The organism is Halomonas sp. NO4, from assembly GCF_010994375.1.
Lineage (GTDB): Bacteria > Pseudomonadota > Gammaproteobacteria > Pseudomonadales > Halomonadaceae > Halomonas.
Genome location: NZ_WHMA01000010.1, coordinates 49416 through 70426, shown reverse-complemented (window position 1 = coordinate 70426; position 21011 = coordinate 49416). Strand labels below are relative to the sequence as shown.

Sequence of the window (21011 nt, the reverse complement as noted above, 5' to 3'; positions counted from 1 at the left end):
GATGCGTGGCCGGCCGATGCTGTTCCCGCTGCTGCTGGCGACCTGGCTGCTGGCGCCGCTCGCTGCGGCCCAGCCGGCGGAGACGGCCGACACGCCGCTGTCGCGCCTGGCGCGCGATGGCTTCGAGCACTACACCTTGGCACTGACCTGGCACCCCGGGTTCTGCACGACCCGGACGAACCCGCCGCGGGAGTGCCGCGAGCCCTCGCTGCTCGAGGAGCGCGACCGTGGCTTCGTGCTGCACGGCCTGTGGCCGTCGCTGCCCGAGCGCTTCGCTGAGCGGGGCGTCGATCGGCGCCGCTGGTGGGCGCAGGGGTGTTTCCTCGAGCAGCCGCGCATCGAGGGCAGCTTCTGCCGGGCGCACCCGCCCTTCGGCTTCGAGCCCCCGCTTGCCGAGGCGCTGGACGACGCCATGCCGGGGCGGGCGAGCTGCCTGGACCGCTACCAGTTCGCCAAGCACGCCGCCTGCTTCGACCTCGCCGAGGAGGACTACTTCGCCGCGGCCGTGGCACTGCTGGAGACAGTGAACGACAGCGCCTTCGGGGCCTTCGTGGCGCTCAACCAGGGCGGGACGGTGGCGCGCAACGACCTGATCGGCGCCTTCGAGGCGGCCTTCGGCGAGGATACCGGCCGGGCCCTGCGCCTGGAGTGCGACGGCCGCGGCAATCGCGTGCTCACCGAGGCGCGCATCGCCATCGACGCCGAACGGCTCGCCGACTTCCCGGCCGCGGAGAGCCTGGTGCCCCAGTCGCGGGGGCGCTGTGCCACGCGAATTCGGATCGCGGTTTTCGACTAGGAGTCGGACGGTGGGCGGGGGCTGGGCTGCTTGCTGCGCTCGATCAGGGCGGCGATCACCCGGTCGTGCAGCTCGCCGGTCAGCTCGCCCAGGCGCCGCTCGGCCAGGCGGCGGTCGAGCGCTTCGCCGTTGACCACCATGACGCCTTCCGGGGCGCCCTCGCAGAGGATGTCCCAGCCGGGCAGGGCCAGCACGCCGAGCACCGGCACCGGGGCCTCGCAGCGGCTCTGCAGCCAGCGGGAGAGCCAGCGGCTGGCGCGGCGGGTCTTCTGCAGCGGGCGCCGCTCGCTCCAGCCGGGAAAGCGCAGGCGTTCGTGCTCGACGCTGACCACGTTGATCTCGCGGCCGTCCGGGGTGAAGGGGGGGGCCCGCCCGCGGGTCTCGACGACGAAGACGCCGTGGGGCGTCACCGCCACGTGGTCGATGGTGTCGGTGTCGGTGGGCACGTCGTGGAAGATGTAGTAGGGGTGCGCCTCGGGGCGAACCAGGCGCTCGAGCTCCTGGCCTACCGCCAGCTTGCCGGCCAGGCCCAGCTTGATGCGCCGGATCTGCTGGAAGTCGCGGATCAGCAGCAAGCAGAAGACGAGCACCAGCAGGGTGCTGAGCGCGCCGTAGAGCGCCCACTCCAGCCAGTTCTGGCGGCTGGCGAAGAGCATGCGGCCCATGCCGTAGACCAGGGGCGCCAGGGTGACGATGGGCCCCAGGGCGCCGTTGAGGAACAGGCTGGCGAAGGCGCGGTCGAGACGGTCACGCTGGGCCTGGCCCGGCTCGCGCAGCGGGCAGGCGTCGAAGGGCGAGCGCACCCGCGCATCGTGGAGGTTGCGCAGGGCGATCACGATCACCCCCGTGGCCCCGAGGGGGAACAGGAAGATCAGGGGAAGCAGGTATTCCAGCCAGGCCATCGGGGTTCCTTGCCTGAGGCGCGCACATGAGCGCTCATTCTAGACAACCTCGGCCTCTCGGGGCCATGGTCAGGAGACGGCCGCCTGCCGCGGCCCACGGGAGGAGAGGCATGACGGAGCCGGTCATTCCCCGCGACGACATCCACCGCGAGGCCCTGGCGGCCTTCGTGGCGCATCACCCGCGGCTGGCGGTGCTCACCGGCGCCGGTGTCAGCACCGCCAGCGGCATACCCGACTACCGCGACGACGGCGGCGCCTGGAAGCGTCCGCCGCCCATGGAGCATGGCGTCTTCATGGCCAGCCATGCCGCGCGCCAGCGCTACTGGGCGCGGGCGCTGCTCGGCTTTCGCACCCTGCAGGCGGCCCGCCCCAATGCGGCGCATCACGCTCTGGCGCGGCTCGAGGCGCTGGGACACGTGGTGGGCGTGATCACCCAGAACGTCGACGGGCTGCACCAGCGGGCGGGCTCCCGGCGGGTGATCGACCTGCACGGCCGCGCCGAGGTGGTGCGCTGCATGGGCTGCGGGGCACGGCGCATGCGCTACGACCTCCACGCCGAGCTGGCCCGTCGCAACCCGGCCTGGCTCGAGGCGCGCGCCGCGGCGGGGCCTGACGGCGACGCCGACCTGGAAGCGGACTTTTCGGCCTTCGAGGTGCCGAGCTGCACGCGCTGCGGCGACGGCATCTACAAGCCCGACGTGGTGTTTTTCGGCGACGGCGTGCCGCGAGAGCGGGTCGCGGCGGCCATGGCCTGCCTGCACGAGGCCGACGCCCTGCTGGTGGTGGGCTCGTCGCTGATGGTCTTTTCGGGGTTTCGCTTCGCCCGCGAGGCGGCGCGCCGCGGCACGCCCATCGCCTGCGTGAATCAGGGACGCACCCGCGCCGACGCGCTCTACGCCCTCAAGGTGGAAGCCGCCGCCGGCACGACCCTGGCGCGCCTGGTCGAAGGCCTGGGCGAAAGCCGCGGCGAGGCGGACGTCGCGACTCAGCCGCCGGCCAGCTTGACCCGGTAGCCGCGCCGCTCGAGCTCGGCCTTGAGCGCCTCGCGCTGATCGCCCTGGATCTCGATGACGCCCTCTTTCACGGCGCCGCCGGTGCCGCAGCGCTGCTTGAGCGCCTTGGCCAGCGCCTTGAGCTCCTTCTCCGCCAGCGGCACCCCGCTGATCGTGGTCACGCCCTTGCCCTTGCGGCCGCTGGTCTCGCGGCGGATGCGCACGATGTCGTCGAGGGCGGCGAGACGCGCCTGCTCGGCCTGTTCGGCGCAGGTGCACTCGGCCACCGGCGCTCGACAGTCGGGGCACGTCTCGCCGTGTTCGGTGGAGTAGACCAGGCCGCGCAACTGGTCCTGGAGAGAGGCCATATCGTCGGGCTCCTGTGAGTGGCGTCGATGGCCGGGGATGATACCGCTTGGTCGCGCCAGCTGCAGCGGACGCTCAGCGCCCCTGCGCCACCTGACGGCGGTCCATCGCCTGCAGCCGCGCCAGCTGGCTGATCACCGTGGGCAGCTGGTGCATGCAGGTCACCATCAGCGCGCCTTCGGGGGTCTCCTCGGCGTCAGGGAAACGGTTGAGGTGGATCACCGTCATGCCGGCGGCCAGGGCGGCCTGAACGCCGACCAGGCCGTCATCGATGGCCACGCACGCCTCGGGCGGATAGCCCATCCGGCGGGCGGCGTGCAGGTAGAGGCCGGGGTCGGGCTTCCAGCACTGGGCGCTGTAGCCGCTGAACAGATTGTCGCCGAAGTGCTCGGCCAGGCCCACGCTGGCCAGCGAGGTGCGAATCTTATTCTCGGGACCGTTGGAGACCAGGCCGCACGGGTAGTAGGCCAGCTGGGCGAGGGCCTCGAGGGCGCCGTCGATGGGCAGGAGCTCGCGAGCCAGGCGGCGGTTGAGGTTGGCGCGCATGGTGGTCTCGGTATCGGCGAGGCGCTGCGGGTCGATGGGGCCGTGGCGGCTCTCGAGAACGGCGACGATATTGCGGAAGCGGGCGCCGCGGAACTCGCCGGCATAGTCGCTGGCCTGGAAGGGCAGCCCCAGTCGGCTGAGGCTATCGGCCATCTCGTCAGCAAGCAGCGGCTCGCTGTCGACCAGGGTTCCGTCACAGTCAAAGAGCAGGCACAGGGGGCGTGTCATCGCCGAACAGTCCTCGCAATTCAGAGGTGTTACTCAACAACCCTACCAGATCGGCCCTGGCGACTGGAGATGGCCTGGGCCTGACCACTTTTCGAACGCCGTTTCCGAATAGTATTGCGCCTCATCTCTCATCGCGCAAGGTATTCGAGCCATTCATGGGACACGGGCATGCCGTCACATCAGGCTGGCGCGAGTGCGACCAACGTCTAAGCGTTCGCGGGTTTCGCTCGTTTCGCCATACTACCATACTAGTCATGTCAGTTGCCGGCGCCAGCCGGCGTCAGGAATTGGGAGCCACGCGATGAACACCACCCTGCAAACCCTCTGGCAGGAGGCCAGCGACCAGCCCTCGGTACGCCAGCGCCTCTACCAGGTGCTGCGTCAGTCGATCATCCGCATGGTGCTGGCCCCGGGGCAGGCGCTCTCCGAGAAGGAGGTCGCCGACACCTTTGAGGTGAGCCGCCAGCCGGTGCGCGAGGCATTCATCCGCCTTTCCGAGGCGGGGCTCGTCGAGGTGCGTCCGCAGCGCGGCACCTTTGTGGTGAAGATCTCCCAGAAGGCCGTGCTCGAGGCGCGCTTCGTGCGCGAGGCGGTGGAGGTGGCCGTGGCCCGGGCGGCGGCCGAACAGGGACTGTCGCCGCGGGTCATCGACGAGCTCCACGAGCTGATCGCGCGACAGCGGCGTTGCATCGAGCCCCACGACTACGACCGCTTCTACCAGCTCGACGAGGCCTTTCACCGCACCCTCTCGCTGGGGCTGGGGCAGCAGGCGGCCTGGAAAGTGGTCGAGGAGGTGAAGGCGCAGTTCGACCGGGTGCGCTACCTGAGCATTCCCGAGGCCACGCCCCTCAAGCGGCTCATCGACCAGCACGTGGCGATCGTGGCGGCGATCGAGCAGCGCGAACCCCCGGCGGCGGAGCAGGCCATGCGCGTTCACCATCGCGAGATCTTCCAGTCGCTGCCCGATCTGGTGCAGCGCTTTCCCGAAATGTTCGAGGCCGCGCCGGCGGTGGCCGCTGTCGACGAGGAGGTTGTGTCATGAGGATCGAGCAGGCCTATGTCATCGTCACCTCGCCGGGGCGCAACTTCGTCACCCTCAAGATCGTCACCGAGTCGGGCACCTACGGCATCGGCGACGCCACCTTGAACGGCCGCGAGATGGCCGTGGTGGCCTACCTCGAGGAGCACGTCATCCCCGCCCTGATCGGCCGCGATGCCAGCCGCATCGAGGATATCTGGCACTATCTCTATCGCGGTGCCTACTGGCGGCGCGGCCCGGTGACCATGGCGGCCATCTCGGCGGTCGACCTGGCACTGTGGGATATCAAGGCCAAGGCGGCGGACATGCCGCTCTACCAGCTGCTCGGCGGCAAGAGCCGCGAGCGGGTGATGACCTATGCCCACTGCACCGGCAAGGACATCGACGCCTGCCTCGAGGAAGTGGCGGCTCACGTCAAGCTCGGCTATCGCGCCGTGCGCGTACAGGCCGGGGTGCCGGGCATTCCCACCATCTACGGCGTGGCCAAGCGCGAGGGCGAGCGCTACGAGCCGGCGGATTCGGCGCTGCCCGCCGAGCACGTGTGGAACACCGAGAAGTATCTCAACCACGTGCCCAAGCTGTTCGCCGCGGTGCGCGAGCGCTTCGGCGACGACCTCTACGTGCTGCACGACGTGCACCACCGGCTCACCCCCATCGAGGCGGCGCGGCTGGGCAAGGCCGTCGAGCCCTACCATCTCTTCTGGCTGGAGGACTGCGTGCCGGCGGAAAACCAGGAGAGCTTCCGCCTGATCCGCCAGCACACCACCACGCCGCTGGCAGTGGGCGAGGTGTTCAACTCGATTCACGACTACCGCGAGCTGCTCGAGAACCAGTGGATCGACTACATCCGCACCCCGCTGTCCCACGGCGGCGGTATTACCCATGTGCGGCGCATCGCCGACCTGGCCTCGCTCTACCACGTGCGCACCGGCTTCCACGGCCCCACCGATCTCTCCCCGGTGTGCCTGGGCGCAGCGATCCACTTCGACACCTGGGTGCCCAACTTCGGCATCCAGGAGCACATGCCGCACACCGACGAGACCGATGCGGTCTTTCCCCACGATTACCGCTTCGCCGACGGCCACTTCCTGGTCGGCGAGACGCCGGGGCACGGCGTCGACATCGACGAGGCGCTGGCCCGGCAGTATCCCTATGAACGCGCCAGCCTGCCGGTCAACCGGCTGGAAGACGGCACGCTCTGGCACTGGTAAGAGGTGACCCATGAAAGCCTTTGAAGTCCGCGCTCCGCTGGACTATCGCATCACCGAGATCGAGACGCCCCAGGCCGCCCCCGGCGAGGTGCTGGTCCGTGTGGCCTTCGCCGGCATCTGCGGTTCGGACATGCACATCATCCATGGCGACAATGCCTTCGTGCGCTTCCCGCGAATCACCGGCCACGAGTTTGCCGGTGTCGTCGACGCCGTGGGCGAGGGCGCCGAGGGGGTGACGGTGGGCGATGCCGTGTGTATCGACCCGGTGATCAGCTGCGGCGAGTGCTATCCCTGCCGCATCGGCAGGCCCAACGTCTGCACGTCACTGCAGGTGATCGGCGTGCACCGCAACGGCGGCTTCGAGGAGCATGTCGCGGTGCCGGCGGGGAACGTGCACCGCCTGCCCGCGGGGCTGAGCCTGGATGCCGCGGCCCTCGTCGAGCCCTACACCATCGCCGCCAACGTGCTCGATCGCATGCAGCCCCATACCGGCGACCGCCTGCTCATCTTCGGTGCCGGGGTGATCGGCCTGACGATCCTGCAGGTGGCGCGCGCCCTGGGTATCGAGGACGTCACCGTCACCGACGTGATCGAGGCCCGTCTGGACACCGCCCGCGAGCTCGGCGCCACGCGCACCGTCAACGGTCAGCAGGAAGACCTCGAGGCGGTCATGGCCGAGCTCACCGGGGGCGAGGGCGTGCCGCTCATCGCCGATGCCGCCTGCGTGCCGGCGCTGCTGCCGCAGATGCTGCGCCTCGCCTCCCCCGCCGGACGCATCGGCCTGCTCGGTTTCAACCCCACGCCCAGCGACCTGATCCAGCTGGAAGTGATCAAGAAGGAGCTGACCCTGGTCGGCTCGCGGCTCAACAACCGCAAGTTTCCGGAGGTGCTCGCGCTGATGGCGTCGGGTCGCCTCGACCCGCTGGCGCTGGTCAGCCACCGGCTGCCGCTCGACGAGATGCCCGGCGCCATCGACATGCTCGACCACCACCCGGAACGGGCGCGCAAGGTACTGATCCAGCTCGGCAGCTGAGCGCCCGCCACGCCAAGTGCAACAATCCACAACAAGTCAGTCAGGAGTTTCAGCCATGCTCAAGCAGCTCATCACCGCGACCGCCCTCGGGGCCACCCTGTTCGGCAGCCAGTCGCTGCTGGCCGCCGACTACACCCTGCAGTTCGGCCACCTCGCCAACACGGAGAACATCTGGCACCTGGCCGCCGAGAAGTTCAAGGAGGAGGTCGAGGCCAACTCCGACGGGCGCATTGCCGTGGAAATCTTCCCCAATGAGCAGCTCGGCGCCGAGATGGACGTGATCAACAGCATCCAGCTGGGCACCGCCGACATGACCATCACCGGCGAGAGCCTGCAGAACTGGGCGCCCAAGGCGGCGATGATGGCGGTGCCCTACGCCTTCCGCGACTCCGAGCACCTGCACGATGCGGTGAACGGCGAGATCGGCGAGGAGATCGAGACGCAGATCACCCAGAGCGCGAACCTGGTCCCGCTGGCCTGGTTCGAGCGCGGTCCGCGCCACCTGACTTCCAACCGGCCGATCGAGCATCCCGACGACCTCGACGGCCTGCGCCTGCGCGTGCCCAACGTGCCGCTGTTCGTGGATACCTGGGAGGCGCTGGGCGCGCGGCCCACCCCCATGGCCTTCAGCGAGGTGTTCACCGCCCTGCAGCAGAACACCATCGAGGGCCAGGAGAACCCGCTGAGCCTGATCGAGAGCGCCAGCTTCTACGAGGTGCAGGATTACGTGAACCTCACCGGCCACGTGCGCAGCTGGATCTACGTGGTCATCGGCAAGAACCAGCTCGAGGCGATGCCCGAAGAGCTGCAGCAGGTGATCTTCGACGCCGCCGAGACCATGCAGGCCCATGAGGCCGAGCTCTTCGCCGAAGACGAGCAGCGCCTGCGAGACGCTCTCGCCGAGCAGGGCATGGAATTCGTCGAGGTCGACAGCGAGGCGTTCGCCGAGCAGGCGCTTCCCGCCGTGCGTGAATCCCTCAACGAGGAGCAGCGTGAGCTGCTCGACGCCATCCAGGACCTGTGAGCCTTCGTCTCGGGCGGGCATGGCTCGCCCGAGGCCTGTTCAACCCGCGGCTGGCCGCCGCAGTGAGGTACCCCTATGTCGACTCGTGAACAGGGCGCGGTGGACGAGCGTCGGGTCGTCGACGACCTGGATGCCCTGTCGAAGGTGCCCAAGCTGCCAGGCCGGGTGGGGTGGCTGATCGGCTGGTCCGACCGCCTCTTCACCGCCCTGGCCACGCTGGCCCTGCTGGGTATCGCCGCCACGGTGATGCTGCAGATCGCCGGGCGGCTCTTCCTGCCCTTCTCCCCGGCCTGGACCGAAGAGTTGTCGCGTTATCTGTTCATCTACATGGTGGCGCTCTCCTCCGGTGCGGTGATCCATCGTCACCGCCACGTCAGCGTGGAACTCTTCCAGCACTGGCTGGGCCCGCGCGGCCGCGCCCTCTACCAAGTGCTGGTGTGCCTGGTGGTCGGGGCGTTCGCCCTTATCGTGCTGCCCTACGCCTGGGCGTACGCCGAAAACGGGGCCTGGCAGACCTCGCCGACCCTCAAGGTGCCCATGCTCTATATCTTCTTTTCCACCGTGGTACTGTTCGCCCTGGTGCTCGTCTACAGCGTCATCGGTGTCGTCGAGGGGCTGGTAGCCCTGGTGCGCGGGCCCATCGATCCCGAGGAGGAAGCTCCGTCATGGAAGTGACCCTGCTGTTCGTGACCTTTCTGGTGCTGCTGCTCCTCGGGATTCCCATCGCCTTTTCGCTGGGTATCGCCTCGCTCGTCTACCTGCTGCTCGAGGGCATCTCCCTGACCATCGTGCCCCAGCGCATGTACGCCGGCATCGACACCTTCGTGCTGCTGTGCATTCCCGGCTTCGTGCTCGCCGGCAACCTGATGAACGTGGGCAATATCACCCAGTACATCGTGCGCTTCTGCAACGCGCTCATGGGCCATATCCGCGGCGGTCTGGGACTGGCCAACGTGGGCGGTTCGATGATCTTCGGCGGCATCTCGGGCACGGCGGTGGCGGATGCGGCGAGCATCGGCTCGGTGATGATCCCGGGCATGGCCAAGTCGGGTTACGACAAGCCGTTCGCCGCGGCCGTCACCGCCGCCTCCTCGACCATCGGGCCGATCATCCCGCCCAGCGTGCCGATGATCATTGCCGGCTCGCTGACCGGGGTCTCGGTGGGGCGCATGTTCCTGGCCGGCGCCGTGCCGGGGCTGCTGCTCGGCGTGGCGATGATGGTCACCGTCTATCTGCTGGCGGTGCGTCGCGGCTACCCCAAGGAGGCGCGGGTGCCGCTGCGCCAGCTGCTGCGCGAGGGGCGCACCGCCTTCTGGGCCCTGCTGATGACGGGCATCATCCTCTACGGGATCATCGGGGGTTTCTTCACGCCCACCGAGGCGTCCATCGTGGCCAGTCTCTACGCCCTGGTGGTCGGCATGTACGTCTACAAGGGGCTCACCTGGCGCAAGCTGCCGGCGATCCTCAGCGACACGGTGCTCACCTCCTCGGCGCTGCTGCTGCTGGTGGGCCTGGCCAACCTGTTCGGCTGGATTCTCACCAGCCAGCAGATCCCGCAGATGGTGGCCGACCTCATCCTGGCGATCAGCGACAACCCCATCGTGGTGATCCTGATCCTCAACCTGATCCTGTTGTTCGTGGGCACCTTCATGGAGACCATCGCCGCGCTGATCATTCTTTTCCCGGCGCTGCTCGGGGTGGCCACCGGAGTGGGCATGGACCCGGTGCACTTCGCGGTGATGGCGGTGCTCAACCTGATGATCGGTCTTACCACGCCGCCGGTCGGGGTCTGCCTGTTCGTGGTGTCGGGCATCGGCAAGCTGCCCATGCTCACCGTGGCGCGCGCCATCCTGCCCTTCCTGGCGTGCAACCTCGTCGTGCTGCTGCTGGTGGCCTACGTGCCGGCGATCTCGCTGTGGTTGCCTAACCTGATCATGGGGCAGTGAGGCGTGGCGCGGCCCGCCGTGAGACAAGATCGAGGAGTCTGCAATGAGTGAAGTCCAACGCGTGCCGGCCGCGCCGGCCAGCGGCCGCATCGGCATCGTCCACCTGGGCCTGGGCGCCTTCCATCGTGCCCACCAGGCGGTCTACCTGGAGCGCTATCGCCAGCACAGCGGCGACAGCGTCTGGGGGGTGAGCGCGGCCAACCTGCGCGGCGGCGTCGCGCTGGTCGACGCCTTGCGCGAGGCCGGCCATCGTTACCACGTGGCCGAGTATCGCGACCGTGAGCACCTGACCCTGCGCGAGATCGGCGTGATCGAGGAGACGCACTTCACGGGGCAAGACAAGAGTGCCGGCGGCGACGGCGAGGGGCGCTGGGGGCGCGACCGCGAGGCGCTGCTCGCGCGGCTGACCTCGGGGGACGTGCGCCTGGTAACCCTCACCGTCACCGAGAAGGGCTATTTTCTCAACCCGGCCACCGGCTCGCTGCTCAGCGAGGACCCGATGATCGCCGCGGACATCGCCACCCCCCAGGCGCCGTGCACCGCGCCGGGCCTGCTGGTCGAGGCGCTGGCGCGGCGTCGCGCCCTCGGCTTGGCGCCCTTCACGGTGCTCTCCTGCGACAACATGCCCAACAACGGCAAGCGCACCCGCGCCGCGGTGGTGCAGCTGGCCATGCACCGCGATGCATCGCTCGCCGACTGGATCGCTCGCGCCGTGGCCTTCCCGTGCAGCATGGTCGACCGCATCGTGCCGGCGATGACCGAGGCGGATTTCGCGCGGCTGGCCGAGCTCGACGTCGACGACCCCAACGCCGTGGTGTGCGAGACCTTCGCCCAGTGGGTGGTGGAGGACAACTTTCCCCAGGGGCGCCCCGACTGGGAGGCGGTCGGCGTGGAGACGGTCGCCGACGTGGCGCCCTTCGAGACCATGAAGCTGCGCCTGCTCAACGGCAGCCACTCGCTGCTCGCCTACCTGGGGGCGCCGGAGGGCATCGCCACGGTGGTCGATGCCGTGCGCCATCCCGACCTGCGCGCCCTGCTGCACCGCTACATGCTGGAGGAGGCGGCGCCGACGCTGGCCATGCCCGAGGGCACCGACCTCGCTGCCTACGCCGAGTCGCTGCTGTCACGCTTCGCCAACGACAGCCTGCAGCACCGCTTGCACCAGATCGCCATGGACGGCAGCCAGAAGCTGCCGCAGCGCTGGTTCGAGGGGGCCCGGCACTGCTACCGGCTGGGCGAGGCCGCGCCCTGCGTGGCCCTGGGCACGGCGGCCTGGATTCGCTACACCGCCGGCCGCGACCGCCAGGGCCAGGCCTATACGGTGGACGACCCCCTGGCGTGGCGCTTCGCCGAGCTGCACGAGCGGCACGGCGGCGATGTGCCGGCGCTGGTCGCCGCCTTCCTGGGCATGGACGATATCGTGCCGCCGGCGTTGGCGGCGGCTCCGGGCTTCGCCGATGCGGTGACCGCCGCCTACCGTACCCTGGCCGACCAGGGGCTCGACGCCGCCCTGGCGGCGCTGGTGCGAGCCTGACAGAGGAGCCTACCCATGGAACACACCTGGCGCTGGTTCGGCCCCGCCGACCCCATCCGTCTCGACGAGATCCGCCAGACCGGCGCGGCCGGGATCGTCACCGCGCTGCACGAGGTGCCCAACGACCGGGCCTGGTCGGTGGCCGCCATCGCCGAGCGCAAGGCGCTGATCGAGGCGGCCGGCCTGTCCTGGTCGGTGGTGGAGAGCGTGCCGGTGCCCGAGGCGGTCAAGCAGGGTCGCCCCGAGCGCGACGGCCTGATCGCCACCTACGCCGAGACGCTGCGCAACCTGGCCGCCTGCGGCATCGACACCGTCTGCTACAACTTCATGCCGGTGCTCGACTGGACCCGCACCGACCTGGCCTGGCGCCTGCCGGAGGGCGGCCTGGCGCTGCGCTTCGACCAGACCGCCTTCGCCGCCTTCGACCTCTATCTGCTCGCCCGGCCCGGGGCGGCGGCCGAGTACAGCGAGGCCGAGCAGACCGCGGCCCGGGCCTACCTCGATAGCCTCGATGCGGCCGGCCGCGACGCCCTGGTCGATACCCTGATCGCCGGCCTGCCGGGGGCGGAGGAGCACTACACCCTGGCGCAGTTCCGCGAGGCCCTGGCCGCCTATGACGGCATCGACGCCGCGCGGCTGCGCGAGAACCTGCGCCATTTCCTCGAGGCAGTGGTGCCGGTGGCCGAGGAAGTGGGCATCCGCCTGGCGATTCACCCCGACGACCCGCCGCGCCCGCTGCTGGGGCTACCGCGGGTGGTTTCCACCCCCGACGACGCCCAGTGGCTGCTCGATGCGGTGCCCAGCCCCGCCAACGGCCTGACCCTGTGCACCGGTTCCTACGGCGTGCGTGCCGACATCGACCTGGCCGCCATGGCGCGGCGCTTTGGCCCCAGGGTCTACTTCGCCCACCTGCGTTCGACGAAGCGCGAGGCGGCTGACCCGCGCACCTTCCATGAGGCGGCGCACCTCGCCGGCGACGTGGACATGGTGGCGGTGATCGCCGCGCTGGTCGCCGAGGAGCGGCGTCGCGAGAACGAGGGCGGCCCGCGCCTGCCGCTGCGCCCCGATCACGGCCACCATCTGCTCGACGACCAGCAGCGCCGCACGGCCCCGGGCTATCCGCTCTACGGGCGCCTCAAGGGGCTCGCCGAGCTGCGCGGGGTGGAGCTTGCCGTCAGGCATTTGACGCCGGGCTGACCCAGCCGACAGGCAGGCAAGGCGGCGCTTCGCAGCCTCTCGGCCGGAGGGTCGGGGTGCCCGGCGCCGGGGTGGCGTTCGCGGTCCCAGAAGGCCCATGCCTATACTGACGGCGCGACCCGGCCAGGAGCAGGCCCATGAATCTCGAACGCGTCGTCTTCGGTTTTTTCATCATCCTCACCCTGAGCCTCAATTACGCGTTCGTCATGGGGGGCGTCGAGGCGTCCGCACACTACAATGTGTGGATTCTGACGCTCGCCATCATCGTCAATCTTGTCGCGATCGGCCTGAAACTGGGGGATCGCTCCCAGACCGGGGCGTTGCTGCTGGCGTCCGGCCTGGTTGCCGGTCTGCTGCTGATCACGGCGCGTGTCGTCTGGATCGTCGCGGACGGCGGTGCCGGGGGCGGACCGGGGCCGGGAGACATGGCCGATATCGTCTCGATCGCCAAGGGGGCGCTGGTCGCGAATATCGTCGCGACGGCGATTCTGGTGGGCGATACGCTGCTCTCGCGGCGTTAGCCGCGCGGGCCGGTTCAGCGTGGCAGCCTCGATCCGGGACTGGCAGAGGGAGGGGTGAACGCATGACGCCGACCTCCAATCTCGACCGTGTGACGATGATCGTCCTGCGCTATATGCGCCGGCCGCTGTTCGCGCTGCTGTTCGTGTATTCGGTGGGCATCATGGGCATGGCGCTGATGCCAGGACGGGTCGTCGATGGTGAGACGACCTACATGAGTCTTTTCCACGCCTTCTATTTCTTCACCTACACGGCGACCACCACCGGTTTCGGCGAACTGCCGAACGGCTTCAGCGACGAGCAGCGCCTGTGGACGATCTTCTGCCTCTATACCGGCGTCATCGCGTGGTTCTATGCGATCGGATCCCTGATTCGTCTGGTTCAGAATCCCCATTTCATCCAGGCCATGGATGAGTTCCGGTTCGCCCGCAAGGTCAAAGGCAACGTGGAACCTTTCGTCATCCTCTGCGGTTTCGGCGATACCGGCAGCCTGCTGGCTCGGGGCCTGAGCGACCACCGGATGCGGGCGGTGATACTCGATTCCGACCCGGAGCGCATCAAGGCACTGGGCGTGCGCGATTACACGGTCGCGATGCCGGGACTCCATGCGGATGCCAGCGCGCCGAAACACCTCCTGGCCGCGGGTGTAGAACACACCGCATGCCGGGCTCTGGTCGCGCTGACGAACGATGACGACATCAATCTCAAGATTGCGGTGATGGCACGGCACCTGAACCCGCGGCTGCGGGTCATCTGTCGATCGACCTCGGCCCGCCACGAGGCCAATCTGCGCGCGCTGGACAATGTCACGGTCGTCAACCCCTTCGAGATTTTCGCTCAACTCCTCTACTGGGCGATCGCACGCCCTGAACTTCACAACCTCAATGCGTGGTTCGTGGGCGCACGTGGCGTCGAACTCGGGGCACCGATACAGGTCCCGCGGGGCAACTGGATTCTCTGCGGGTACGGACGAATGGGGCACTGCATCCATCGCTACCTCCAGGTCCATGGCGTCGGGGTACGCATTATCGATCCGGAAGTGGACGCCACAGTGGCCGGAGACGGTACGATCATGGTCCAGGCGCATGCGGATCATTCGGCCCTGGAAGCGGCGGGGATCGACGACGCGGCCGGGGTCGTCGCCGCGACGAATCGCGATTCGGACAATCTCAGTACGCTGTTGTCGGTGGTGGAGCTCAATCCGGAGGCGTTTCGCATCGTGCGCCAGAACAGTCATGCGAATCAGGTCGCGTTCGACGCCGCGCGGGCCGACCTGGTCCTCCAGCACAGCCTGACAACGGCGCGCCGGATCCTGAAGCTGCTGATCTCGCCGCTCGTCCAGGAACTGATCGACTGGCTCGCCGACCGCGAACCGGCCCTGACGCAAGAACTGGTGGCCCGTCTTCAGGCGGCGGTGGGGGCGGAGCCTCCGCACCTCTGGTCGGTCAGGCTGATCCCGGGGGAGGCCCCGGCCGTGACCGACTATCTGGACAAGGGTGGAGTGATCACGCTCGGTGCGCTGTGCCGCGATGCACGCGTGTTCCCGGAGGGGCTTCCGTGCGAGGCACTCGCGATCCGCAGGGCGGGCCATTCGATCATGCTTCCGGATGAGGCTTGTCCGCTCCTAGCCGGTGACGAGATTCTCTTCTGCGGGGTCCAGTGGGTGGCGCTCATCCTGCAGGCGACGCTCCATAATCCCTATACGCTTCGGTATGTCGTAACGGGGGTCGATGAGCCGTGCGGCTACGCGTTCGCCTGGCTGGAAGGTAGGTTACGGCGTCGTCGCAGCGCTCATAAGCCGAACGGCCGTCGGACCCGGCCATGAAAGCATCGGCCGCGTGAGTACGACGGCATCCTAGGACATGAGTCCGGCGATCACCGCCGGCAACTCGCGGGGCATGCACGCTCCCGTCAGGGCTGTACGACACTGGCCAATTGCGTGGCGTCGGTGGCATCCAGGATCATGCCGATGCCGCCGAGGCAGGTCATGTCGCGGTCCCAGGGGTGTATCGCCAGCCGGCTCGCGCCCACCAGCTCGGGCACTAGGGCCTCGTCGATGGCCGCCTCCAGAGCGGGGCGCATCGCCGCATACCCCCGCACGCCCGAGCCGGTGATCAGCACCAGGTCGGGGTTGAACAGGGCCAGCACGTTGGCGATGCCGAAGCCCAGAGCGCGTCCTGCCTTGTGGTAGATCTGCCGGGCCACTGGGTCGCCTTGCTCGGCGAGGCGTACCAGGGTCTGCATCTGCTCTTCCGAGGGGTGGGCGCTGTCGCCCGGCGGCAGCGGCAGCAGGGCATGGGCCTCGCGGTAGATCGCGTAGTCACTCGTATAGGCCTCGATGCAACCGCGCCGACCGCAGGCGCACAGAGCGCCACCGGGTTCGAACTTGCTATGGCCGATCTCGGCCGCCGAGCCGCCGGCGCCTAGGAATGGCTTGCCATCGATCAGCACCGACATGCCGATGCCGTAGCCGAGCATGATGACCGCGAGGTTGGGGGTATCGGCGTATGCCGGCTGGCGGGCGAGCATGCTGGCGATGCAGTTGGCGTCGTTCTCCAGCAGTACCGGGCAGCCGAGGCGCTCGGCCAAGGGGGCCGCCAGGGGGGCGTTGCGAAAGCGCAGCGCCGGCGACCAGATGAGCCTGCCGCTGGCCGGCGACACCACGCCCTGCACGGCGAGGCAGACACCGCCCAGCTCGCGTGGCTCACCCGGCAGGGGGGCCAGCGTCGCAAGAATCCGCTCCTCGAGGAGATCGCAGAGCGCCTCCGGGGTCAGGCCGGCGGTGTTCAGCGTGCATGTCTCGGCGTGGCGTACCTGGCCGGTGAAGTCACCCACTACCACCTGCACTTCGTTGAGCGACAGCTTGACGCAGACCACTCGTGCCGCCTCGGGATCCAGACGAATCAGTGTCTTGGGGCGCCCCCGGCCGCCGTGACGGTGGGGTTCGGCGGGCAGTTCGGTGACCAGGCCGTGGCGCAGCAGCTCGGTGGCGATTGCCGTCACCGTGGCCGAACTGATGCCGTTGGCCGTACCCAGGTCGACGCGAGCCATGGGGCCCTGGTTGCGTAGGGTGGCGACGATGGCGAGCGTGTTGTCCCTCCTGGTGGGATCGGGCACTAGGCTGGTCATGGTGACTTCGCTTCCAGATTATTTTGAGGACTAAATTATATCAGCGTAAAACCGTCGAATTTTCCAGTTCCAGGTGCGTTTTCCGTCGACGAAGCGGGTTTACTCTCGGGATGACGCTGGTAGTGGGGCGATAGGGACGTGAATGCATTGCGACCAAAGTTGAATCTGCAGTGATTTATTTTTCTGCCTAAAGTAAATCCTGAGCTGGCTCAACAAATCCACAACAATAACCGGTGATGCCCATGACAGATCCTTCCGCTCGCTACCCCAGTCTCGAGGACCGCGTGGTCTTCGTTACTGGCGGCGGTAGCGGCATCGGCGCCGCCCTGGTGAGCGCTTTCCATCGTCAAGGAGCCCGGGTCGCCTTCGTTGACATCGACGAGGCGGCCAGCCGACGTCTCTGCCGGGAGATCGAGCAGGAAAGCGGCCATGCGCCGCTGTATCAGCACTGCGATGTCCGCGACGTCGATGCGCTGCGGGCCGCCCTCGACGAGACGGTCCAGTCGCTGGGACCGATTCGCACCCTGGTCAATAACGCCGCCAACGACGAACGCCACGACTGGCGCGAGTTGAGCGTCGACGACTGGAACGAGCGCATGTCGCTCAACCTGCGCCCCATGTTCTTCGCTATCCAGGCCGTTGCCGAACGCATGGCGGCGGCCGGCGGCGGCTCGATCATCAACTTCGGCTCGATCAGCGTACAGAACGCCATCGGCAATCTCTCCGCCTATGTTACCGCCAAGGCGGCGGTGCACGGTCTGACCCGCAGCTTGGCCCGTGATCTCGGCACTCAGAATATCCGCGTCAACACCGTGGTGCCCGGCTGCATCCTAACCGCGCGCCAGCTCGAGCGTTGGATCGGCCCCGAGGACGAGGCGCGCATCCAGGAGCACCAGTGCCTCAAGGTGCGCCTGCTGCCCGAGCACGTGGCCCCCGCGGTGCTGTTCCTGGCCGCGGATGACAGTGCCCAGCTCACCGGTGCCGCTATCCCGGTCGACGGAGGGTGGGGCTGATGAGCCATGAACACGCTACCGTGCTCGAAGCCCGGGGTATCGATCGCGCCTTCGGCGGCAACCAGGTGCTGTTCGGTATCGATCTGACGCTGAATCGCGGTGAGGTGCATGCCCTGCTGGGCGAGAACGGTGCCGGGAAGTCGACTCTGGTCAAGATCCTCGCCGGTTACCTGCCGCCCAGCGCGGGGGAAGTGCGACTCGATGGCGCGCCACGCCGCTTCCGCGGCAGCGGCGAGGCGGAGGCCGAGGGCATCGTGATGATCCACCAGGAGCTGGCACTGGCCGGGCAACTGACGGTGGAGGAGAACGTCTTCCTGGGCCGCGAGCTACGCCGCGGTCCCTTCCTCGACCGTCGGGCCATGCGCGAGCGCTGTCGCGAGGCCCTGGCCGAGCTGGAAACCCGGGTCGATCCCCGTGCCCGGGTCAAGGACCTATCGACCTCCGATCAGCAGATGGTGGAGATCGCCAAGGCGGTGACCCGCGACGTGCGCGTGCTGATCATGGACGAGCCCACCGCCAGCCTGACCGAGCACGAGGTCGAGGTGCTCTTCGCCCTGGTCGATCGGCTGCGCCGGCGTGGGGTGGCGATCCTCTACATCTCCCACAAGTTGCGTGAGATCGAGCGCATCGCCGATCGTGTCACCGTGCTGCGCGATGGCCAGCGCATCGATACCGGACCGGTGGCGGGGCGCAGCAAGGAGGACATGGCGAGGATGATGGTGGGGCGCGAGATCACCGAGATGTACCCCGAGCGCACGCCGGTTGCCGACGATGCGCCGATCGTGCTGGAGGCCCGTGACATCGTGGTGCCCGGGGCGGTGCGCCGGGCCAGTTTCACCCTGCGCCGCGGCGAGGTGCTGGGCTTCGGCGGGGTGGTGGGGGCCGGACGGACGGCGCTGCTCGAGTCGCTGCTGGGCCTGCGGCCCCGCACGAGCGGCGAGGTGCGGCGCAACGGGCGCCCGGTGACCCTGCGCCACCTGCGCGATGCCGTGCGCGAGCGTATCGCCTACCTCACCGACGATCGCAAGGGCAAGGGGCTGGTGCTCAATATGGGCCTGCGCCCCAACTTCACCCTGCTCAACCTGCGTGCCTACTGCCGCCCGCTGATCGATCGTCGCCGTGAAGAGCAGGCCTTCCAGGAGGCCGTCGAGCGCTTCGACATCCGCCTGCGCACCGCGGTGCGCAGCGCCGGCGAGCTCTCCGGCGGCAACCAGCAGAAGCTGCTGCTGGCCAAGGTCATGTCCATCGACCCCGAGATCGTCATCATCAACGAGCCGACCCGGGGTATCGACGTGGGCACCAAGCAGCAGATCTATCGCTTCATCCGCGAGCTCACCGATGCCGGGCGCTCGGTGATCCTCATCTCCTCGGAGATGCCCGAGCTGATCGGACTGGCGCACCGGGTCGCGGTGATGTGTGCCGGTGAGCTGACCGGCATCCTCGAGGGCGAGCAGATCAATGAACACGAAATCATGCAGTACGCATCCGGCATCAAGGGGGGAGAAGCGGATGAACGACGTCGTGCCTGAGCGCAAAGCGCAACCGTCCCGCGGTGGCGGCTTCTCCCTGGATCTCAAGACCTGGGGGCCCTTCATCGCCCTGCTGGCCCTGGCGTTGCTGGGGGTACTGATCAACCCCGCCTTCCTGGGGCTGGACAACCTCACCAACATGCTCACCCGGAGTGCCTTCATCGGCATCATCGCCGTGGGGGCCACCTTCGTCATCACCGCCGGTGGCCTGGATCTCTCGGTGGGCTCCATGGCGGCCTTCATCGCCGGGGTGATGATCATCCTGATGAACGGCCTGGTGGAGCAGTTCGGTGCCGGCCTGACCACGGTGATGCTGGGCGTGGGTGCCTCACTGATCCTGGGTGCCGGTGCCGGCGTCATCAACGGCATCGTCACCACCAAGGGCAAGATCGAGGCATTCATCGTCACCCTGGGCACCATGGGCATCTACCGGTCGCTGGTCACCTACCTGGCCGACGGCGGCACCCTGACCCTGGACTGGGACATTCGCGACATCTATCGCCCGGTCTACTACGACAGCCTGCTGGGCGTGCCCATCCCGGTGCTGGTGTTCCTGCTGGTCGCCGTGGTCGGTTACGTGCTGCTCAACCATACCCGCTTCGGGCGCTACTGCTTCGCCATCGGCTCCAACGAGAAGGTGGCCGAGTACAGCGCGATCCGCGTCGATCGCATCAAGACCCTGACCTATGTATTGCAGGGCGTCTGCGTCGCCGTGGCGACCATCATCTACGTGCCGCGGCTGGGCTCGGCGTCGGGGGCTACCGGGGTGCTCTGGGAGCTCGAGGCGATCGCCGCGGTGATCATCGGTGGCACCGTGCTCAAGGGCGGCCACGGCCGCATCTGGGGCACGGTGGTGGGCGCCATCATGCTGACCATGATCGGCAACATCCTCAACCTCACCGACGCCATCTCCAACTATCTCAACGGTACGGTGCAGGGGATCATCATCATCGTGGCGGTCTACCTGCAGCGCGCATCGTGGAGGAAGGCGGGACCCTGAGCCCGTCAGCACTGGCAGCGACAACAAGCACAAGCACGAGGAGCAAGAGCATGCCACACATCAAGAAGACACTACTCGCCCTGGCCGTCTCGGCGGCCGTCGGCGTGCCGGCCGCCGCCACGGCGCAGGAGGTCACCATCGGGGTCTCGATTCCCGCGGCGACCCACGGCTGGACGGGCGGCGTCAACTTCCATGCCGAGCAGGCCAAGGAGCGCCTCGAGGCACTCTATCCCGATATCGAGATCACCATCTCCACCGCCAGCAATCCCGGCGAGCAGGCCAACGATCTCGAGGATCTGGTGTCGCAGCGCAGCATCGATGCTCTGGTGGTACTGCCCTTCGAGTCGGGGCCGCTCACCGACCCGGTGAGGCGGGTCAAGGAGGAGGGGGTCTTCGTCACCGTGGTCGACCGCGGGCTCGACCAGGAGGGCATCGAGGACCTCTACGTGGCCGGCAACAACCACGAGATGGGGCGCGTCTCCGGCGAGTACATCCGCGAGCGGCTCGACGGCGAGGGCGAGATCGTGGTGCTGCGCGGCATCCCCACGGTGATCGACGACGAGCGGGTGCAGGGCTTCCAGGAGGCCATCGAGGGCAGCGACATCGAGATCCTCGACATGCAGCACGCCAACTGGAACCGCGACGACGGCTTCGAGGTGATGCAGGACTTCCTGGCCCGCTTCGACAATATCGATGCCGTCTGGGCCCAGGACGACGACATCGCCCTGGGGGTGATCGAGGCGGTGCGCCAGGCCGAGCGCGAGGACGAGCTGTTCATCGTCGGCGGGGCCGGCATGAAGGACATCATCGAACGGGTGATGGAGGGCGACGACCTTGTGCCCGTGGACGTGCTCTATCCGCCGGCGATGATCGCCACCGCCATGGACCTCACCGTGCAGCACTTCACGTCCAACGGGCCGGTGATCGGCGAGTACATCCTCGGCTCGCCGCTGATCACCCAGGAGAACGCCGAACAGTACTATCACCCCGATTCACCGTTCTGAGGA

At 68.2% G+C, this 21011-nt stretch carries 20 protein-coding genes; 16 read left to right on the top strand and 4 right to left on the bottom strand.

Going from position 1 to position 21011, the window contains the following annotated elements:
• Position 1 precedes the first annotated feature (1 nt).
• Complete coding sequence (locus FEF15_RS09820; protein WP_240454129.1) at positions 2-796, top strand: ribonuclease I; 795 nt, start codon at positions 2-4, stop codon at positions 794-796.
• On the opposite strand, the gene FEF15_RS09815 is transcribed toward FEF15_RS09820, so the two are convergent.
• Positions 793-1698 carry a nuclease-related domain-containing protein gene (locus FEF15_RS09815; protein WP_163558984.1) on the bottom strand — a complete coding sequence of 302 codons (906 nt, stop codon included), beginning with the start codon at positions 1696-1698 and terminating at the stop codon, positions 793-795. The genes FEF15_RS09820 and FEF15_RS09815 overlap by 4 nt on opposite strands.
• Before the next feature lie 110 nt (positions 1699-1808).
• Between FEF15_RS09815 and FEF15_RS09810 the strand changes: the two genes are divergently transcribed.
• The gene (locus tag FEF15_RS09810; RefSeq protein WP_163558983.1) at positions 1809-2711 is read left to right on the top strand and encodes an NAD-dependent protein deacetylase; all 903 of its coding nucleotides are present in this window, start codon (positions 1809-1811) and stop codon (positions 2709-2711) included.
• Here the strand turns inward: FEF15_RS09810 and FEF15_RS09805 are convergent.
• Both FEF15_RS09805 and FEF15_RS09800 read right to left on the bottom strand, forming a co-directional pair.
• Positions 2684-3058: a translation initiation factor Sui1 gene (locus tag FEF15_RS09805; protein ID WP_163558982.1), complete on the bottom strand. Its 375-nt coding sequence runs from the start codon at positions 3056-3058 to the stop codon at positions 2684-2686. The genes FEF15_RS09810 and FEF15_RS09805 overlap by 28 nt on opposite strands.
• 73 nt (positions 3059-3131) lie before the next feature.
• A complete protein-coding gene (locus FEF15_RS09800) occupies positions 3132-3830 on the bottom strand; it encodes an HAD-IA family hydrolase (protein ID WP_163558981.1) in 699 nt (232 codons plus the stop codon).
• A gap of 301 nt (positions 3831-4131) precedes the next feature.
• Here FEF15_RS09800 and FEF15_RS09795 point away from each other — a divergent pair, with 301 nt between their 5' ends.
• From FEF15_RS09795 to FEF15_RS09750, 10 genes are all read left to right on the top strand, one after another.
• The gene (locus FEF15_RS09795) at positions 4132-4872 is read left to right on the top strand and encodes a GntR family transcriptional regulator (protein WP_163558980.1); all 741 of its coding nucleotides are present in this window, start codon (positions 4132-4134) and stop codon (positions 4870-4872) included.
• The gene (manD, locus tag FEF15_RS09790) at positions 4869-6080 is read left to right on the top strand and encodes a D-mannonate dehydratase ManD (protein WP_163558979.1); all 1212 of its coding nucleotides are present in this window, start codon (positions 4869-4871) and stop codon (positions 6078-6080) included. The genes FEF15_RS09795 and manD overlap by 4 nt, the downstream gene beginning before the upstream one ends.
• Before the next feature lie 10 nt (positions 6081-6090).
• A complete protein-coding gene (locus FEF15_RS09785) occupies positions 6091-7113 on the top strand; it encodes a Zn-dependent oxidoreductase (protein ID WP_163558978.1) in 1023 nt (340 codons plus the stop codon).
• A 55-nt stretch (positions 7114-7168) separates the two neighbouring features.
• Complete coding sequence (locus FEF15_RS09780) at positions 7169-8137, top strand: TRAP transporter substrate-binding protein (RefSeq protein ID WP_163558977.1); 969 nt, start codon at positions 7169-7171, stop codon at positions 8135-8137.
• A 75-nt stretch (positions 8138-8212) separates the two neighbouring features.
• On the top strand, positions 8213-8812 hold the full coding sequence (locus tag FEF15_RS09775) for a TRAP transporter small permease (RefSeq protein ID WP_163558976.1): 600 nt from the start codon (positions 8213-8215) through the stop codon (positions 8810-8812).
• Positions 8803-10083 (top strand): TRAP transporter large permease, encoded by a 1281-nt coding sequence (locus FEF15_RS09770; protein WP_163558975.1) that lies wholly within the window; start codon positions 8803-8805, stop codon positions 10081-10083. The genes FEF15_RS09775 and FEF15_RS09770 overlap by 10 nt, the downstream gene beginning before the upstream one ends.
• A 43-nt stretch (positions 10084-10126) precedes the next feature.
• Positions 10127-11617 (top strand): mannitol dehydrogenase family protein, encoded by a 1491-nt coding sequence (locus tag FEF15_RS09765; protein ID WP_163558974.1) that lies wholly within the window; start codon positions 10127-10129, stop codon positions 11615-11617.
• 15 nt (positions 11618-11632) lie between these two features.
• Positions 11633-12814 carry a mannonate dehydratase gene (gene uxuA, locus FEF15_RS09760; RefSeq protein WP_163558973.1) on the top strand — a complete coding sequence of 394 codons (1182 nt, stop codon included), beginning with the start codon at positions 11633-11635 and terminating at the stop codon, positions 12812-12814.
• A 137-nt stretch (positions 12815-12951) separates the two neighbouring features.
• Positions 12952-13335, top strand: coding sequence for a DUF6394 family protein (locus FEF15_RS09755; protein WP_163558972.1), 384 nt, complete (start codon positions 12952-12954; stop codon positions 13333-13335).
• 62 nt (positions 13336-13397) lie between these two features.
• A complete protein-coding gene (locus tag FEF15_RS09750) occupies positions 13398-15158 on the top strand; it encodes a potassium channel protein (RefSeq protein WP_163558971.1) in 1761 nt (586 codons plus the stop codon).
• A gap of 86 nt (positions 15159-15244) precedes the next feature.
• On the opposite strand, the gene FEF15_RS09745 is transcribed toward FEF15_RS09750, so the two are convergent.
• Positions 15245-16462, bottom strand: a complete 1218-nt coding sequence (locus FEF15_RS09745; RefSeq protein ID WP_163558970.1) for an ROK family transcriptional regulator — start codon at positions 16460-16462, stop codon at positions 15245-15247.
• 242 nt (positions 16463-16704) lie between these two features.
• Here FEF15_RS09745 and FEF15_RS09740 point away from each other — a divergent pair, with 242 nt between their 5' ends.
• From FEF15_RS09740 to FEF15_RS09725, 4 genes are read left to right on the top strand one after another with little or no spacing between them, the layout of a single operon-like run.
• On the top strand, positions 16705-17475 hold the full coding sequence (locus FEF15_RS09740) for an SDR family oxidoreductase (protein ID WP_163558969.1): 771 nt from the start codon (positions 16705-16707) through the stop codon (positions 17473-17475).
• On the top strand, positions 17475-19004 hold the full coding sequence (locus tag FEF15_RS09735) for a sugar ABC transporter ATP-binding protein (RefSeq protein ID WP_163558968.1): 1530 nt from the start codon (positions 17475-17477) through the stop codon (positions 19002-19004). Before FEF15_RS09740 ends, FEF15_RS09735 begins: the two co-directional genes overlap by 1 nt.
• A complete protein-coding gene (locus tag FEF15_RS09730; protein WP_163558967.1) occupies positions 18985-20004 on the top strand; it encodes an ABC transporter permease in 1020 nt (339 codons plus the stop codon). Before FEF15_RS09735 ends, FEF15_RS09730 begins: the two co-directional genes overlap by 20 nt.
• Before the next feature lie 50 nt (positions 20005-20054).
• On the top strand, positions 20055-21008 hold the full coding sequence (locus FEF15_RS09725) for an ABC transporter substrate-binding protein (protein WP_163558966.1): 954 nt from the start codon (positions 20055-20057) through the stop codon (positions 21006-21008).
• Positions 21009-21011 lie beyond the last annotated feature (3 nt).